The organism is Pseudomonas sp. NCIMB 10586 (genome assembly GCF_023127895.1).
Lineage (GTDB): Bacteria > Pseudomonadota > Gammaproteobacteria > Pseudomonadales > Pseudomonadaceae > Aquipseudomonas > Aquipseudomonas synxantha_A.
The window spans coordinates 121,300-136,927 of sequence record NZ_SPKQ01000044.1 but is presented as its reverse complement, the minus strand read 5'-3'; the positions used below and the strand labels follow the sequence as shown (position 1 = coordinate 136,927).

The 15,628-nt window shown below is 59.1% G+C and carries 13 protein-coding genes and 1 pseudogene; 6 read left to right on the top strand and 8 right to left on the bottom strand.

Going from position 1 to position 15,628, the window contains the following annotated elements; all coding sequences use genetic code 11:
• The 3 genes and pseudogenes from E4P01_RS20025 to E4P01_RS20015 all read right to left on the bottom strand — a co-directional run.
• A pseudogene (locus E4P01_RS20025) lies at positions 1 to 1,171 on the bottom strand (type IV secretion protein Rhs); the annotation flags it as partial.
• Between the two features lie 198 nt (positions 1,172 to 1,369).
• Positions 1,370 to 2,851, bottom strand: coding sequence for a methyl-accepting chemotaxis protein (locus E4P01_RS20020; protein ID WP_148852303.1), 1,482 nt, complete (start codon positions 2,849 to 2,851; stop codon positions 1,370 to 1,372).
• Positions 2,852 to 2,947: 96 nt separating this feature from the next.
• Positions 2,948 to 3,754 carry a TatD family hydrolase gene (locus E4P01_RS20015; protein WP_032877148.1) on the bottom strand — a complete coding sequence of 269 codons (807 nt, stop codon included), beginning with the start codon at positions 3,752 to 3,754 and terminating at the stop codon, positions 2,948 to 2,950.
• A gap of 236 nt (positions 3,755 to 3,990) precedes the next feature.
• On the opposite strand from E4P01_RS20015, the gene E4P01_RS20010 reads away from it, so the two are divergent.
• From E4P01_RS20010 to E4P01_RS20000, 3 genes are all read left to right on the top strand, one after another.
• Positions 3,991 to 5,412 carry a transglycosylase SLT domain-containing protein gene (locus E4P01_RS20010; RefSeq protein ID WP_032877147.1) on the top strand — a complete coding sequence of 474 codons (1,422 nt, stop codon included), beginning with the start codon at positions 3,991 to 3,993 and terminating at the stop codon, positions 5,410 to 5,412.
• A 104-nt stretch (positions 5,413 to 5,516) separates the two neighbouring features.
• Complete coding sequence (locus E4P01_RS20005; RefSeq protein WP_032877146.1) at positions 5,517 to 5,951, top strand: DoxX family protein; 435 nt, start codon at positions 5,517 to 5,519, stop codon at positions 5,949 to 5,951.
• Between the two features lie 259 nt (positions 5,952 to 6,210).
• Complete coding sequence (locus E4P01_RS20000; RefSeq protein ID WP_032877145.1) at positions 6,211 to 6,519, top strand: hypothetical protein; 309 nt, start codon at positions 6,211 to 6,213, stop codon at positions 6,517 to 6,519.
• 4 nt (positions 6,520 to 6,523) lie between these two features.
• Here the strand turns inward: E4P01_RS20000 and E4P01_RS19995 are convergent, their stop codons facing one another.
• Genes E4P01_RS19995 through E4P01_RS19985 form a run of 3 tightly spaced genes read right to left on the bottom strand, consistent with a single transcriptional unit; the run spans position 6,524 to position 9,930 of the window.
• Positions 6,524 to 8,266: a Gldg family protein gene (locus E4P01_RS19995; RefSeq protein ID WP_216090940.1), complete on the bottom strand. Its 1,743-nt coding sequence runs from the start codon at positions 8,264 to 8,266 to the stop codon at positions 6,524 to 6,526.
• 15 nt (positions 8,267 to 8,281) lie between these two features.
• Complete coding sequence (locus E4P01_RS19990) at positions 8,282 to 9,007, bottom strand: ABC transporter permease (RefSeq protein WP_216090941.1); 726 nt, start codon at positions 9,005 to 9,007, stop codon at positions 8,282 to 8,284.
• Positions 9,004 to 9,930 (bottom strand): ABC transporter ATP-binding protein, encoded by a 927-nt coding sequence (locus E4P01_RS19985; RefSeq protein WP_216090942.1) that lies wholly within the window; start codon positions 9,928 to 9,930, stop codon positions 9,004 to 9,006. The genes E4P01_RS19990 and E4P01_RS19985 overlap by 4 nt, the downstream gene beginning before the upstream one ends.
• Positions 9,931 to 10,168: 238 nt before the next feature.
• Here E4P01_RS19985 and E4P01_RS19980 point away from each other — a divergent pair, with 238 nt between their 5' ends.
• Positions 10,169 to 11,167: a hypothetical protein gene (locus E4P01_RS19980; protein ID WP_216090943.1), complete on the top strand. Its 999-nt coding sequence runs from the start codon at positions 10,169 to 10,171 to the stop codon at positions 11,165 to 11,167.
• Between the two features lie 112 nt (positions 11,168 to 11,279).
• The gene (gene greB, locus E4P01_RS19975) at positions 11,280 to 11,759 is read left to right on the top strand and encodes a transcription elongation factor GreB (protein ID WP_005786387.1); all 480 of its coding nucleotides are present in this window, start codon (positions 11,280 to 11,282) and stop codon (positions 11,757 to 11,759) included.
• Positions 11,760 to 11,797: 38 nt separating this feature from the next.
• Here greB and E4P01_RS19970 read toward each other — a convergent pair whose 3' ends face one another.
• The gene (locus E4P01_RS19970) at positions 11,798 to 14,308 is read right to left on the bottom strand and encodes an ABC transporter permease (RefSeq protein WP_032877140.1); all 2,511 of its coding nucleotides are present in this window, start codon (positions 14,306 to 14,308) and stop codon (positions 11,798 to 11,800) included.
• Positions 14,308 to 14,991, bottom strand: a complete 684-nt coding sequence (locus tag E4P01_RS19965) for an ABC transporter ATP-binding protein (RefSeq protein WP_005786391.1) — start codon at positions 14,989 to 14,991, stop codon at positions 14,308 to 14,310. The genes E4P01_RS19970 and E4P01_RS19965 overlap by 1 nt, the downstream gene beginning before the upstream one ends.
• Positions 14,992 to 15,001: 10 nt before the next feature.
• Between E4P01_RS19965 and E4P01_RS19960 the strand changes: the two genes are divergently transcribed.
• The gene (locus E4P01_RS19960; protein ID WP_216090944.1) at positions 15,002 to 15,607 is read left to right on the top strand and encodes an arylesterase; all 606 of its coding nucleotides are present in this window, start codon (positions 15,002 to 15,004) and stop codon (positions 15,605 to 15,607) included.
• Positions 15,608 to 15,628 lie beyond the last annotated feature (21 nt).

Below are 15,628 nucleotides of genomic sequence, written 5' to 3'. Positions count from 1 at the left end.
GTCGGGTCTTGTTGCGAACCACCGGCACCGGGTTCGAAACCAGCGTGTCGCCTGCCTTCAACGGCACCACCGGCACGGCCTTGACCGGTGTCGCTGAACTGCTCAGCAACACAGGCTTGGCGGCCTCAACATGCGTGTCCAACCGCGGCCCCGCCACCTGCCTGGCCAGCAACTCCAACAACGCCCGCGCCCCGCCGGACTTGACGCCACTCAGCACCTGCGCACCCAGCCGCAGCTTTACGCCAATACCCCGCGTCGCCCAGATCAGCAGCAAATTGATCAACACTTCGCCGGTGATTTCACCCAGCAGCTCGTACATTTCGGGCGGCGGCAGCATCCGTATCCAGGCCACCACCGCTGCCACGTAGATAAACAGCAGCGGCTCATCACTGAGCACCAGCAATCCCTTGGCCAGCGTGTCTTTACCCAGCGCAAGCAGCGCGTCCAGTTCGGCCCGGGAGAGGTACTTCAGCAACTTTTCGCTGTTGGATTTGAGGTTCGCGAGCAGGTCATACAGCTCGGTGATGCTGTCCCACAGGTTGTAGAGCGCCTTGCCAAGTCCGGTAGCGAAGGCAATGCCCTGCATCGCACTGCGCTTGTAAGCAGGATCTTTGGCAAAGTCTGCCCATTGAGGCGCGAAACGCTCGTCCCACTGTTTACGCAGATCAGCTTCCAACCCGGCAATCACTGACGTGTAGGAGGCATACAGCGCCTTGACGTGATCCCTGGAGACATTGGGGTAAAAGGTGATTTGGTACTGCTGATCGCGGGTACAGTCGTTGACTTCGAGAATGCCGCTGGGGCCGATGGTCCGATGAAGCGGCGCGCCGACTGGGCTGCCATCCCGAGCCAGGGCTTGCAGTTCCACCTGGGTGTTGCCGATGGGTACAAACCGGGTACTTTCAAACAGATGCACCAGGGTCAACCCACCCTGGGCTTTGCATTGAGCGACGGTACGGCTGGGTTTATCGGAAGAAGCCGGCGCGACCAGTGCGACGTCTTCCCCAACCTTGAACACCTGCTCCACGGCAAGTGCCGAACCACCCAACAGGCTGTCGGCCCACGAGTCGAACGTGTTCAGGCAGGTACGAAAATCCGCTAGAACGCGAGTGACATCCGGCGCCTTGGGATCCATGGGGGCCAACACAAAGCCAGCGATCACCGGAATCAAGAGCCAGCCCCGTCAACCAGGGCTCTAACGAAAACAACCATCTGCAATCCCTCGCACTGTTTGATCAGGCGAGGGACTTTGCAGAGGTTCTTGGGTAAAAGAAGTCGGCGTTATTCGCGGAGATGGCGAGGAAGTTTCGCCTAAACTTCAGGTAAACCGAGGCTTGGTGGTAGGAATCGGATTACAGGTGGAACAGTCTTACAGCTTCAACTGCCCAATCGCCTTGCTCAACTCACCCGCCAACGTCGCCAGTTCATTGCTGGTGGTCGCCGACGACACGGTCTGCTGTACAGTGTTTTCGGTGACATCGCGAATACTCACCACGGCGCGGTTCATCTCTTCGGCCACATGGCTTTGCTGTTCGGCGGCGACGGCGATCTGAGTATTGCTTTCGCGCATCTGCGCCACGGCACCGGTGATTTGCGCCAGTGCGGCGCCAGCTTCCTGGGCTTGTTGTACGCAGTCGTCGGCCTTGAATGAGCTTTCCTGCATAAAGTCCACCGCATCGCGAGTACCGGCTTGCAATGCCGAGACCATGCGGGTGATTTCGTCGGTAGAGCTTTGCACGCGCTTGGCCAGGTTGCGAACTTCGTCGGCAACCACCGCGAAACCTCGGCCCATTTCCCCGGCGCGGGCGGCTTCGATGGCGGCGTTGAGGGCGAGCAGGTTGGTCTGTTCGGCGATGCTGTGGATCACCCCGACCACGCCGTTGATCTGTTGGCTGTCCTGGGCCAGTTTCTGGATCATTTCGGCGGTCTGTTGTACGCCGTTGGACAGCCCGGCGATTGAACGCTGTACGCGGATGACCACCTCCTGGCCGCTGCCGGCGAGGGTGTCGGCGGTCTGGGACAGGTCGCGGGTAGCGCCGGCGTGCTGGGCGATATGGTGGACGGTGGCGGTCATCTCATTGATGGCGGTGGCGGCCTGGTCGGTTTCGCTCTGCTGGCCGAGCATACCGTGCTGCACCTCGTTCATGCTGCTGGCCAGGCGTGCGGCGCCGTCATCCAGTTGCCGGGCGGTGCGTGCCACGGTGTTGACCACGCGCTGGTAGCCGGCCTGCATGGCGTTGAATGCACTGGCCATCTGGCCGACTTCGTCCTTGCAGGCCAAGGGCACGCGTGCCGACAGGTCGCCGGTTTTCTCGACGTGCAGCATCACGTCCTTGAGGGTGTTGAGTTGGCTGAGCAGGAAGCGGATCAACAGTTGTGAGGCGCCGAGCATGGCCAGCATCAGGATTGCCACGGCGACGGCATAGTTGGCGAAGCGCTCGCTGAACACTTGGCCAAGGCTGGGTGCGTAGGCGAGGACGGCGACGTGTTGACCGTCAACGCGATCGATCACCTCGGCGCCTATCAGTGGGTTTTTGCCCAACAGCGGCATGTGATTGAGTTCGACCCAGCCGCTGGCAGTACTCAAGGCTGGAAGAGGCTGGTCGCCCAATTGTGGGGTTTGCCCCTGGGCATAGACCAGCCATTGCTCGCCGGTGGGCAGGGCTTTGTCGGCTGGCCAGGCGCTGAGCAACCGCCCCTGAGCCTGGGCCGAAGCCTGGGATGCCTGGCTGCGTGCCTGTTGCTCAAGCTGTACCGCGTACAGCACCAGCAGCAGGGTGGTAATGAAGGCGACCGCATTGACGGCCCAGAATTTGTACTTGAGCGAGATATTGCTAAGCCAGGCACCCATGGAAGGTTTTCTCTGATAGCGGAAACAGTATTGGCAAGGTGCCATTATTGTGCCGCTACTCAGAAAAGCGTTTTTGACATGCGTCAATGCACGGCATCAATCCACATCAGGTAAGCCGAAAAAACGGCGGGCGCAGGCGGTGCTGTGCAATGCCAGGTCTTCGAGGGTTTCATGACGGTGCAAGGCCACTTCGCGCAGGACTTCGGGCAAGTACGCCGGTTCATTGCGACCGTTTTTTGGCTTGGGGCGCAGGGTGCGCGGCAGCAGGTACGGCGCGTCGCTTTCCAGCATCAGGCGGCCCCTGGGAATTTCCCTGACCAGCGGATGCAGGTGCGTCCCACGGCGTTCATCGCAGATCCAGCCGGTGATGCCGATATGCAAGTCCAGGTCCAGGTAGCTGAACAGCGCCGCTTGTTCACCGGTGAAGCAGTGCACCACGGCGGCGGGCAGGTGGTCGCGGTAGTCTTTGAGGATCTCCAGCAGGCGCTGGTTGGCGTCGCGCTCGTGGAGAAACACCGGCAGTTTCAGCTCGACGGCCAGGGCCAGGTGGTGTTCGAGGACTTTTTCCTGCTGGGGGCGAGGGGAGAAGTCGCGGTTGAAATCCAGCCCGCACTCGCCCACGGCACGCACCCGACTTTCTCCCAACAGGCTACGCAGGCGCTGTGCACTGTCGCCGTTCCAGTCGCTGGCAGAGTGAGGGTGGATGCCAGCGGTACTGAACAAGCGCTGGCCGCTTTCATCAAGTTTTGCACACAGCTCCAGGGCCTGTTCACTGCCCTCGATGCTGGTGCCGGTGAGCACCAATTGCTGCACGCCAGCGGCGTAGGCGCGTTCGAGGACAGCCTGGTGCCTCTCGTCGAAACTGGGGTTGGTCAGGTTGACGCCGATATCAATGAGTTGCATGGTGCTATCTCCGCCTGCGGCCGGAAAGCATATCAGAGCTGTAGATTTATAAGAAAAACCAAGAACTACAACGCGTTATCGCTGTCTTTGAACGTCGCAAGCGACATTGTGGTTGGCCAGTTGCCTGTCACTGTGTCGCCGTTGCGCGCCTTGCCAGCGCATAGAGCGCTCTGTTTCTGACCTCCAGCACTTTGTTATTCGCGAAGGCGCTGGCCAGTATTCTTTCCGGAGAGCGGATGATCCGACCCTCGGCGTTGCTTATGTTGTGCCTGACGTTGCTACTGCCCATGGCGGCGGTCGCACGTCTGGACGGGCCGTTGGAAGTCACCAAGCCTGGCAAGGTGCGTGACCTGGCGCAAATTCGTTCCAGTCGCACCCTGCGCGTACTGGTCAACCAGAGCCGCAACAGCTCCGGTGAAGTGCAGGGCCAGGCCATCGGCGTCGAATACCATCGGTTGCGTGCCTTCGAACAGTACCTCAACGGTCACGCCCGCGATGGCCAGGAAATCAACCTCAAGATCATCCCCAAGGCCAAGGACCAGTTACTCGGCGCGTTGGCCCGTGGCGAAGGCGACCTGGTGGCGCCCGGCGAGTTGCTGGATGTGAAGGCCATACACAAAATCAGCGCCAGCGAGCCGATTGTCAGCGATGTGCCGTTGTGGCTGGTCGGCGTCAAGGGAGAGCGACGATTTACCAAGTTGGAGCAATTATCTGGTCGCACGTTGACGCTGACCACCGGCAGTGCGGCGGCGGATGCCATCAGTCAGGTCAATCAGAAACTGGCGCTGCACAAACGAGCGCCGGTGAAGGTGGAGTGGGTTGACCCTAGCCTGGCGGTAGAGGATGTACTGGAGATGGTGCAGGCCGGGATTTTTCACCTGACGATCGTTGAAAAACCGATTGCCGAGCGCTGGTCGAAAATCCTGCCCAAGCTGCGCTTTGACAAGCAGGTGGTAATCAGCGAACCGGGTGACGAGTTCTGGTTCGTGCGCCAGGACGCTTCGATGCTGCGCGCCAGCATTGACCGATTTCTCAAGACCTATCGAACCCCTGCCGATCAGGATGTGGCGTTCCAGCGTATCTACCGACGCCTCTATCAGGTGCGCAACCCGCTGGCGCGCGCCGACCGCCAGCGTCTGGAAAAACTGCGCCCGGTCCTGCAAAAACATGCGCGCGAGCAAGGGATGGACTGGCTGAACCTGGCGGCGTTGGCATTCAAGGAGTCCTCCCTGGACCCAGGCGCACGCAATAGCGGCGGCCCGACCGGCCTGATGCAAATCACGCCTTCGGCGGCGCAACGGGTGGGGGTCAACAACATCGAGAGTCTCGATAGCAATGTGCAAGCTGGCGCACGTTACCTGGCGTTGATCCGGCGTAAATTTTTCTCCAGCCCCAAGCTCAACGAGCGCGAGCGCATGGCTTTTGTGCTGGCGGCCTACAACATGGGCCCGGAGCGGGTCCAGGGGATGCGCACCGAGGCCAAGCGCCGCGGGCTGAACCCCAATCAATGGTTCTTCCAGGTTGAACGCATCGCCATGGAGCAGGTGGGGATGGGCGGCGTCAGCTATGTTAATAGCGTCAACAAGTATTACTTGGCGTTCGACCGGGAGCGAGAGTCCCTGGAGCCGCCTGCAGCAAAAATTGCCTTACGCAAATAATCAAATTTATCGATATTAATTAGGCAATATTTGCGCTTTTGTCATTGTTTAAACTGATTAATATAGCGGCCAACCAACCCCTACCTGGAAAAGGATTTACTTAAATGAGCCCAATGATTACACGCGTCCTGTCCACCCGCGCCGGTTACGGCCTGACTATCCTGCGCATCTTCGTCGGCATCATCTTTGCCGCTCACGGTTCGCAAAAACTGTTCGGCTGGTTTGGCGGCGGCGGCCTGGCGGGTACTGCCCAATTCATGGAAAGCCTCGGCCTGACGCCGGGTACCCTGATGGCAGTGTTGTCGGGCGGTACCGAGTTTTTCGCCGGCCTGGCCCTGATCATTGGTTTGCTCGCTCGCCCGGCAGCATTGGGCCTGACCTTCCTCACGCTGGTTGCGATCTTCTCGGTGCATATCCATAACGGCTTGTTCATGGCCAACAACGGGTATGAATTTGCTTTGGCTTTGCTCGGCGGGGCGCTGGCGGTATTGCTTGAAGGTGCGGGCAAACTGTCGGTTGATCGCGCCATCACTGACTGATCTGTTTGCATGTCCCGGAAAAGGCCCGCATCTGCGGGCCTTTTCGTTGCTCGGGATTCTTGACACTGCCCCACCGGCTTCTCTAGGATGCTGTTCATGCGCCGATTTAAACAGCTAATTGCGGGGCGCCACTGGGACTCAATGCAGCCCGATAGAAGTCCGTATCCTCACCCAGGGCGCTCTTCGAAATACCGCTAAAGCGCTGGTTCGGTGTTGCCTCTCACCTGCCCGCAGACTTTTGAGGCAGAGACACGACACGATGAATGCACCACGCCCTCTCATACGCCTGGCCCCGATTACCGCGGACCTGACTCAACGCAATCCGAAAATCCTCCTGGGTGGTAAACACCAGCCGACGCTCCTGCGTTATCTGGACGGCTGGCCACGCCGTAGCGGTCGGCCCTCGGCGTTCCTGATCCAGTTTGTCGAGGACGGCGAATCCCTGGCTCGTTTTGCCAGCAATAGTTTCGACCTTGCAGTGATCCAGGCGCCCAATGCCGGCGACGCCCATGAAGTGATTCACCAACTGACGCGTATTGCCCGCCAGGGGTTGATTGCGCGGCGTTGAGCCGTCAGTCATAGACCGCTGGCGCGGCTGATCGGCGTCGACGTTGGTGGAGGGAAAGTCCCCAGGCAATCAGGCATAACAGTAACGGCATCGTGGCGATCATCAGCCCTTTAAGGTATCGCTCGAAACGCTGCAAGGGCGCGTATGCCTGGGCTTTGAGTGCATGCAACTCGATGGGCAATTGCAGGCGTTCCTTGTTGAGTGCCTGCAACTGGGTGTTGGTATCCACGGCCTGTGTGACCAGGCTTGCGTGCCCTGGATTCAGCCTTTGCCATGCTTGCTCTGTGAGCTCTTGTCGTCGCTCCAGTTCAACCGCACTTTTGCGATAAGCCTGTGCGGCTTCTTCGCGCATGTGTTCGAGCCTGTGCAGTGGCTGGGTGATGACGCGCGGTCGGATGCGCCTGAGTATCTCCGGAACTGCCAGGTTATCCAGGGTATTCAATACAAATTGCGCATTACCGTTGGGCTGAGCGTTGCTGACAGCGTCCGCGAGTACGTCAGTGTCGGCCACGACCACCACCTGGATCTGCTCGGCATGTTGCATCCCCGGTGGCTGGCCCTTGAGGCCGTCGGGAAACACTGAATAAGCGGGGCCCTCAACGCGGGCGGCAATCACGTGGCGCTCTCCTGTCGTGGCGGTTTCATCGATGAGTGAGTCGAACGTGGTCGCAGAAGCAAAGCGCCCTGCATCCAGCAGTGCGGACTGCCGGGAGCTCTGTAGCAAGGGGGTCAGCAGCGTACGATTTTTGTTGGACAGGGAGAGGGCGCCGCTGCTGGACACGGTCACGGCATCCAGGTTCCAGGTGCTCAGGTCTGTCGGGTTCATTGCCTGCCGTGGAAGTTCCAGCCTGGCTGGGTGCAGTACCTTTGGCATTCCGGGGCCGGGCGTAGCCGATGAGGCGTAAATATTATCGACCAACAGCTTGTCCGCAGGCATTTGTATACCCCATGCAGTGAGCAGCGCATCCAGCCTGGCGTTGGTCGTTATGGCTTGCGCAGCTATCTCGCTCACCGGGTCGATAAAGGCCATCAGCGTTGCGCCTCTCATTACCGCTTGCTCAATGGCATACAGAGCCTGCTCGGGCAGGGCACCGGGCTGTACGACCATCAATGTACTTATCGATGACGGCACTTGAGCGATGGTCGATGCCAGTTCCACCACGTTGAATTGTTCGCGCATCTGTTCCAGTAGTTCGCCGGCAGGTTCATGTAGCGCCAGTCCCGACAGCAGGCCGATAGTGGGACGTTCAGGGTGCATGAGTTTGTGGAGCAGGTGGCTGATTTCATATTCAAGCAATGACTCATGCTCAGGACTGAACAGGTCAATGCGTTGCGCGCTATGTCCGGCACGGGTGCCAATAAGGCCTAGGAATCCTTGCGTGTCATCCAGGCCAAACAAACCGGCTTTGTAAGCGTCTTCTGAAAAAGGCGTTGGGTTGATGACATGTAGATTGATCATGCCGTTGGCCGCTTTTTCGACTTCCTTGAGCATGTCTTCAACGCGACGGCCGTAACGACTCACTGCCTGGCTCCGTTGAGGGGCATTGATCGCATTGAAGTAATACAGGTCCAGTGGGGTTTCAAGTGTTGTCAGCAGTTGGCGCGTTGATGACGATAAGGTATGCATTTGTGTGTGTGAAAAGTCCCAGCGGATATTGGGTAGTTTCGGTACCCAGACCAGATTGAAGGCCAGAAACAGTAGCGATATGACAAGTAAGGTCATACCCGCACGAAGAGCGGATCCCATCAGTGGCTTTCCTTCTCAGCTGTTCTTGTAGTTGAGTGTGATGGTCGTCGCAAAGAGAAAAGCCAGGATCATACTTATAAAGTAAAAGCCGTCATGCAGTGTCAGTTTGCCGTTATCCATCGTGCTAAAGCGAGCAATAGGGTCAAGGGACATCAGGCTGTCGATAATCCAAATGGGTGTCTGGCTATCAAGTGCATCCAGCATTGAGGAAAGCGCGCTGGCAATCAGCAATAAGCCCAGTGTGAGCAGGAAAATAATGATGCGTTGCTTGGCAAGTACACAGATGAAGCAGCCCACCGAGAGATAACTTCCGGCCAGCAACCAACTGGCCAGGAATTGTGACGCGATAACGGCATTATCTGGTGTGCCCAGATAGTTGACCGCGATCACCAAAGGGAAATTAAACATTAAGGCAATGGCGCAGACGGTCCAGCCTGCGATGAATTTTCCGACCACCTGTTCAGTGGCGGTGACAGGCAAGGATTTCAGCATGTCGCAAAAGCTGCTGTTGTATTCATCCGACCACAACTGCGTCGATAAAATGGGGACCAACAATAGATAGAGCCAGGGGTGCAGTTCGAAGAAAGCCTGCAAATCGCTGCTGTTTCGCTCCATCCAGTGCTGGGTGTCCAATCCCAATGTCGCACACAGCACGAGGAAAACCGCCACACTCAGGTAAGTGCTTGGTGAGCAGGCATAACTGGCGAGTTGACGCTTGAAAATAACAGGTAGCAGTCTCAAGCAGGTATCTCCTGGCTCAGATGGTGAACGACATCGCCCAGGCGACCCGGCTCCAGGCTCAAAGACGTTATGTTCCAGCCGCGATGTGCGATAAGCGCGTTAATTGAGGGGAAGATGGAGTGCCCGGGCATGGCCAGGACAGTCACCTTGCCCTGTGCATGTCGGTCCTCCTCGATGCCCGCGACACCGGGTAATACGGCAAGTGCGAGTAAGTCCAAGGGGCTGTCTGATGCCAGGGTCACCGCCTGGAAATGCCGGGAACTGCGCTGCAGATCCGCCAGCGAAGCATCGGCGGCCAGGCGGCCACCGGCGATGACCAGGGCACGGGTGCACATGTCCGTCAGTTCGTGGTACTGGCGGGAGGCGATAATGACCGTCATGTCCTCGGTCAGGGACTTGATGAGTGCGCTGAACTTGAGCCGTTGATCAGGGCATAGCCCTTGCGTGGGTTCATCGAGCAGGAGCAGGCTTGGGGAGTGGACTAAAGCCTGGGCCAATGCAACCCTGCGCTTCAAATCAGGGGGCAGTATGTCGGCGGGGCAGTCGAGCACGGGCATCAGGTCCAGCCGTGCGGCTACCTGCTCTACCTGGCTGCGCTTTTCCAGGCCCCTCAAACCACGAATGGCCGCAATAAAATTAAGCATGTTTTTGACGGACATTCTATGGTGGGTGAGTCCGCCTTGAAGTTGATAGCCAATGGCTTTTTTGGCTTGAAGTGAATGAGTTTGGGTATTGAACCCCAGAATATTGATTTGCCCAGAAGTCGGTTTGATCGTACCGGCGATCAAGTTCAATAAGGTCGTTTTCCCTGCGCCACTTTCTCCCAGCAGGCCCACGCATTCCTGATGCTGCGCACTGAAGGAGATGTTGGTAATTGCGCTTGTTCTGCCCAGCTGTTTTGTTAAGTTGCTTATCTCGATCATGTCGTTACCGAATAAGTGTTCGGGGCGTGTGCGAAGCGGCGCTGTATAGGGAAGGGCCTTAAAAAGAGTACGTTCATTAGTTGTGGTTGGGAACGCACGGCGCGACTTATAAGAAGAATCCTACGTTCGGCTCGATAATTCGCTGAAACAATTGTTTTGTTTGGAGGGCTTATTAATGTTCGGATGTTTATCTGATGTTTATATAAGGTTTTCTCTTTCGTAACGAGGCCTGATCGCCATGATGCTTCTACGTACTCTTGTTCTTGAGCGCAGCGATGCGCAGGCACCTGTAAACGGTGCGTTGCTCTGTGGGTTTGCTGTCGCCCAAACGGCGTCGAACTTTCTTGTGTATAGCCTCGATGAAGAAGCCGAACCTGGTCATTCCAGGGTCTACATCGCGGTTCTGCGTAAAAAGCTTGAACGCTACTTCCTGGGCGGCGTTGATTCGAAGGAGGATTTGCAGGTGGCGATGCAGGTCTTCAAGCAGGTTCTGACGCAGGCGGCTGCACCTGGCTCCAAGGCGATTCCGGCTGCCGAGCCCCAGGTTCCGTTCCATTTCATTGACCTGAAGGGGTGCAGGTTGCCGCCTGCCCGACCCGAGGATCACCACTCGGTGATCATCAAGAAAGCATTGGTGATGAAGGTGATTACCTTGGGCATGTCAGCCCCTGCGTTGCCTGCCATCGAAAGTAGTACGGTGATCGTGCCGTCGATCCGCTTCTCATCGCAAATGGTTGCACCGCCACGCAACCCAACCCCACCCAGGATTGCGCCACAGCCTGTGGTTGAAGATATCGTGGAAGAACCGGTGCCATCGTTTGTGCAGATGCCGCAGGCGCCCGCTGAGGCAGTTAAGGTGCCTTTTCAGGTTGAACAGCCTGAAGTCCCACTGTTTGAGGAGCCTGCGCCGCTGGAGCAAGAGTCTTTGCTTGAGATGGACAGCACCCTGAGCAATCTCGCCAAGGTCGCTCAGGAGCTGACGCAAAAAAAACGCGCTGTCCTCGAAAAGGAAGAGCAACTTGAGCAGTGGCAGATGCGGCTGCAAGAGCAGCAAAGCCAATTGGACGAAAAACACCGAGAGCTGGAGCAGCGTCATACTCAATTGCAGGATCAGCAATCAGAGGTCAACCAAAAGGCGGAAAAGCTGGCGATGATGATGTCGCAGCTGTCAGGAGTGCGCCAGCATCTGCACGGGACGCTCTTTGGCCTGGATCAGGTCCTGGATGGCCAGGGATAAGCCGATGGGCTCGCCGCCCAGGTTCATTTATCATCACCCCCAGCCAGCCAACGCCTGGGCATGATGCCTGGCGTATTTGGCACCATTGGACACTGCCTGGGGATGCAAGCGTTTGAGTACCAAGCTGATTACCAAAGAAGGCCATGAAGCGCTTAAAAAAGAGTTGGATTACCTGTGGCGGGAAAAGCGTCCGGACACCACGCGCAAAGTGACTTGGGCGGCCTCCCTGGGCGATCGCAGTGAAAACGCGGACTACCAGTACAACAAGAAACTGTTGCGGGAGATCGACCGGCGGGTGCGCTACCTGCGTAAACGCCTGGAAGATATGCGCGTGGTGGAATACATGCCCGAGCAGGAGGGCAAGGTGTTTTTCGGCGCATGGGTCGAAATCGAAAACGAACAGGGTGACACCAAGCGTTTTCGTATCGTGGGTTATGACGAGATTTATGACCGAATGGATTACATCTCCATCGACTCGCCCATGGCACGGGCTCTGCTGCGCAAGGAGGTGGACGATGAGGCAATCGTGCACACCCCAGGCGGCGAGGTGTGCTGGTGGATCACCAAGATTGAATATGTGAAGCAGGCATAATGGCCCGTGCTCTGAACCGAGCACGGGCCAGCCAGGTCTCAGCCTTCGCGCAATACGGTCAGCGGGCTGGCATTCAGTGCGCGACGCGTGCCGAATACCCCGGCAGCGCCGATCAGCACGGCCCCGATCACGGGTAGCAGTAGCAGCCACGGGTGGGGGTGCCACGCCAGGTCAAAGGCGTAGCGGTACAGCACCCACGTCACCAGTTCGGTGCCCAATGCCGCCAGCAGGCCACTGACGGCACCCAGCAGGCCGAACTCAATGCGTCGCGCCTTGATCAGCAATTTGCGCTCGGCACCCAGGGCTCGCAGCAAGGCTCCCTGGCGGATGCGTTCGTCCAGAGTGGCCTGCAAGCCGGAGAACAACACCGCCATGCCCGCCGCCAACACAAACAACAGCACGTACTCCACCGCCAGTGTCACTTGGGCAAGGATGCTGCGCAACTGCTCCAGCAACGCTTCGACCTGCAGGATAGTGACAGCCGGGAAGGCCCGTGCAAGATCGACGATCTGTTGGTCGTGACCGGGTGCCAGGTAGAAACTGGTCAGGTAGGTCGCGGGTAAGTCTTTCAAGGTGCCGGGCTGGAAGATCATGAAGAAGTTAGGCTGGAAATTATCCCAGTTGATGGTCCGCAGGCTGGTGACCCGTGCCTCGCGGTTTTCCCCGCCGATGGTGAACAGCAAATGGTCGTTGAGCTTGAGTTTCAGGCTCTCGGCCACCTTGGCTTCCACCGACACGCCAGGAATCTCATCGCTTGGTTGCGCCGACCACCAGGCGCCTGCCGTCAGGGCGTTACCCGGAGGTAAATCGGCAGCCCAGGTCAGGCTCAGATCGCGTTGAATCGCACGGTCGCCACTGGAGTCCTTGCTGACAATCTCTTGCACGGGTTCGCCGTTGATGCTGATCAATCGCCCCGGCACTACCGGATACAACGGTGCCGCTTGCGCCTGTACTTCCAGCAGGCGGGCGCCAAAGGTGTCCTTGTCGGCCGGCAGGATATTCAATGCGAAGTAGTTGGGCGCGTCTTTGGGCAGTTGATTTTGCCAGGTGTCGAGCAATTCGCCCCGCAACAGTGCGATCAATCCCATGGACAGCAGAATCAGGCCAAAGGCCAGGGATTGGCCTGCCGCCGCCAGCGGGTGGCGCAGCAATTGGCCCAGGCCCAGGCGCCAGGGCAAGGAGGCGCGAGCCAATAGGCGTCGCAGGCTTTGCAACATCAGCAGCAACAAGCCGCCAAGGATCAATGCCGCGACCACGCCGCCGCCCAGCAGAGCGAAGGTCAATACCAGGTCCAGGCTCAGGCGCCACATGATCAGGCCCAAGGCAAACAGCGCCGCGCCGTAGACCATCCAGGTGCTTGAGGGGATGGGCAGCAAATCGCGGCGCAATACCCGCAGCGGCGGTACGCGCCCCAGTGCCGCCAGTGGTGGGAGGGCGAAGCCTGCGAGGGCGACCAGCCCGGTGCCGATCCCCGCGACGGCCGGCAGCAATCCGCCCGGCGGCACATCGGCGGGCAGCAGGTCGTGGAGGAAATAGAACAAACCAAATTGCGCCAGCCAGCCGAGCAGGGCGCCGACCAGGCTTGCCAGCAAGCCCAGTACGCTCAGTTGCAGGCTGAACAGCAACATGGCTTCACGTCGTGACAATCCCAGGCAGCGCAACAACGCGCTGGCATCGAAACGACGACTGGCGAATCGGTTGGCCGACAGTGCCACGGCTACGCCGGCCAGCAGCACGGCCACCAGGCTGGCCATGTTCAGGTAGCGCTCGGCCTTGCCCAGGGCGCCGCCGATCTGCTGGTTGCCATCGCGCGAGTCCTGCAGTCGCTGGTTGGCGGCAAGGCCAGGCTTGATCAAGTCGCGATAGGTTTGCAGCGCCGTGCTGCCTTGCGGGGCGCGCCACAGTTCGCGGTAACTCACACGGCTACCTGGCTGGACTACTCCGGTGGCGTCCAAGTCGGTCAGGTTGATCATCACCCTGGGCGTGAGGCTGTAGAAGTTGCCGGCCCGGTCGGGCTCATACGTCAGGATACGCGCCAGGCGCAGGGTCTTCATGCCGACATCGATGCTGTCGCCGACTTTCAGGTCCAGCGCGGTCAGCAGCCTTGCTTCCACCCAGGCTTCACCGGGTTTGGGGCCGCCGCCCTGCGTTTGCGTACCGAAGGGCTCGGCGCTGCTTTTCAACTCGCCGCGCAAGGGGTACTGCTCGTTGACGGCCTTGATACTGGAAAGCTGAATGCCATTGTCCGTGGCGATAACGCTGGAGAACTCCACGATGCGGGCGTGATCCAGGCCCAGTTCGGCCCCGGACCTGATTTGCTCGGGGCGGGCAGGTGAGCTGCCTTCGAGCACCAGGTCGGCGCCGAGGAACTCGGTGGCACGCAACAGCATGGCGCCGTTGAGGCGCGCGCCGAAGTAGCCGATGGCGGTGCTGGCCGCCACGGCCACCAGCAGGGCAAAGAACAGCACGCGCAGTTCACCTGCGCGGGCGTCGCGCAGTAACTGGCGCATGGCAAGGCTGAACAGGCGCAACAGCGGCAAACGTGCCATCAAGGCTCCAGGGGCGCGACCATCAGGCCGGCTTCAAGGCGGATCAGGCGTCGGCAACGGTGGGCCAGGCGCTCGTCATGGGTGACCAGTACCAGGGTCGTGCCGCTCTCTTTATTGAGCTCGAACAGCAGGTCGCTGATGCGCTCGCCGGTATGGCTGTCGAGGTTGCCGGTGGGTTCGTCGGCAAATAGCACGTCCGGTTCGGCGGCAAACGCGCGGGCAATGGCGACCCGTTGCTGCTCGCCACCGGACAGTTGGCGCGGCGAGTGGGTCAGGCGCTGGCCCAGACCCACACGTTCCAACAGATGCCGGGCACGCTCGCGGGCGTCCTTGCGGCCGTCCAGCTCCAGCGGCAGCATCACGTTTTCCAGTGCGTTGAGGCTGTCGAGCAGTTGGAAGGATTGAAAGACGAAACCCACATGTTCGGCACGGATGCGTGCACGCTGGTCTTCGTCAAGCGTGCTCAAGGCTTGCCCCGCCAGAGTGACTTCGCCGCTGCTGGGCAGGTCGAGGCCGGCCAGCAGGCCCAGCAGGGTGGATTTACCGGAACCGGAGCTGCCGACGATAGCCAGGCTATCGCCCTTGTTCAGTTCCAGGCTCAGTTCGTGCAGGATAGTCAGTTCACCTTCCGCGCTGGGAACCACTTTGCTAAGGTTTCGCGCGGTGAGAATGCTTGCGCCCATGGAGAATCCGATGCGAATGTGGTTTTTGAGTGCTGGCCTGGCCTTGATGTGCATGGCCCAGAACGCAGCGGCGGGTACAGTCCTGATCGTTGGCGATAGTATCAGTGCCGGTTTCGGCCTGGATACCCGCAAAGGGTGGGTTGCGCTGCTGGAGCAACGGCTCAAGCAGGAGGGTTTTGACGACAAAGTGGTCAACGCATCCCTCAGTGGCGACACCAGTGCGGGTGGCCTCGCACGCCTGCCTGCGGCGCTTGCAGAGCATAAGCCTGACGTAGTGGTTATCGAACTTGGGGGCAATGATGGCTTGCGCGGGCAGCCGCCGGCGCAATTGAAACAAAATCTTGCGTCGATGATTGACCAGTCCAAGGCTGGCGGTGCCAAGGTGCTGCTGCTGGGTATGCAGTTGCCACCCAATTACGGGCCTCGATACACCACTGCGTTTGCCGAAGTCTATGGTGTGTTGGCCAAGGAAAAAAACGTTCCGCTGGTACCGTTTTTCCTCGAAGGCGTGGGCGGTCATCCAGAGCTGATGCAGGCTGATCAATTGCACCCGGCGGTCGCGGCCCAAGGCAAGTTGCTGGAAAATGTCTGGCCGGCGCTAAAACCGCTGTTATGACGCTTTTCTACCGGCAGGCTT

Bases quoted from the DNA above. Each gene is read 5' to 3' on its own strand.
- E4P01_RS20020 (WP_148852303.1), bottom strand. From the start codon at position 2,851: ATGGGTGCCTGGCTTAGCAATATCTCGCTCAAGTACAAATTCTGGGCC.
- E4P01_RS20015 (WP_032877148.1), bottom strand. From the start codon at position 3,754: ATGCAACTCATTGATATCGGCGTCAACCTGACCAACCCCAGTTTCGAC.
- E4P01_RS20010 (WP_032877147.1), top strand. From the start codon at position 3,991: ATGATCCGACCCTCGGCGTTGCTTATGTTGTGCCTGACGTTGCTACTG.
- E4P01_RS20005 (WP_032877146.1), top strand. From the start codon at position 5,517: ATGAGCCCAATGATTACACGCGTCCTGTCCACCCGCGCCGGTTACGGC.
- E4P01_RS20000 (WP_032877145.1), top strand. From the start codon at position 6,211: ATGAATGCACCACGCCCTCTCATACGCCTGGCCCCGATTACCGCGGAC.
- E4P01_RS19995 (WP_216090940.1), bottom strand. From the start codon at position 8,266: ATGGGATCCGCTCTTCGTGCGGGTATGACCTTACTTGTCATATCGCTA.
- E4P01_RS19985 (WP_216090942.1), bottom strand. From the start codon at position 9,930: ATGATCGAGATAAGCAACTTAACAAAACAGCTGGGCAGAACAAGCGCA.
- E4P01_RS19980 (WP_216090943.1), top strand. From the start codon at position 10,169: ATGATGCTTCTACGTACTCTTGTTCTTGAGCGCAGCGATGCGCAGGCA.
- E4P01_RS19970 (WP_032877140.1), bottom strand. From the start codon at position 14,308: ATGGCACGTTTGCCGCTGTTGCGCCTGTTCAGCCTTGCCATGCGCCAG.
- E4P01_RS19965 (WP_005786391.1), bottom strand. From the start codon at position 14,991: ATGGGCGCAAGCATTCTCACCGCGCGAAACCTTAGCAAAGTGGTTCCC.
- E4P01_RS19960 (WP_216090944.1), top strand. From the start codon at position 15,002: ATGCGAATGTGGTTTTTGAGTGCTGGCCTGGCCTTGATGTGCATGGCC.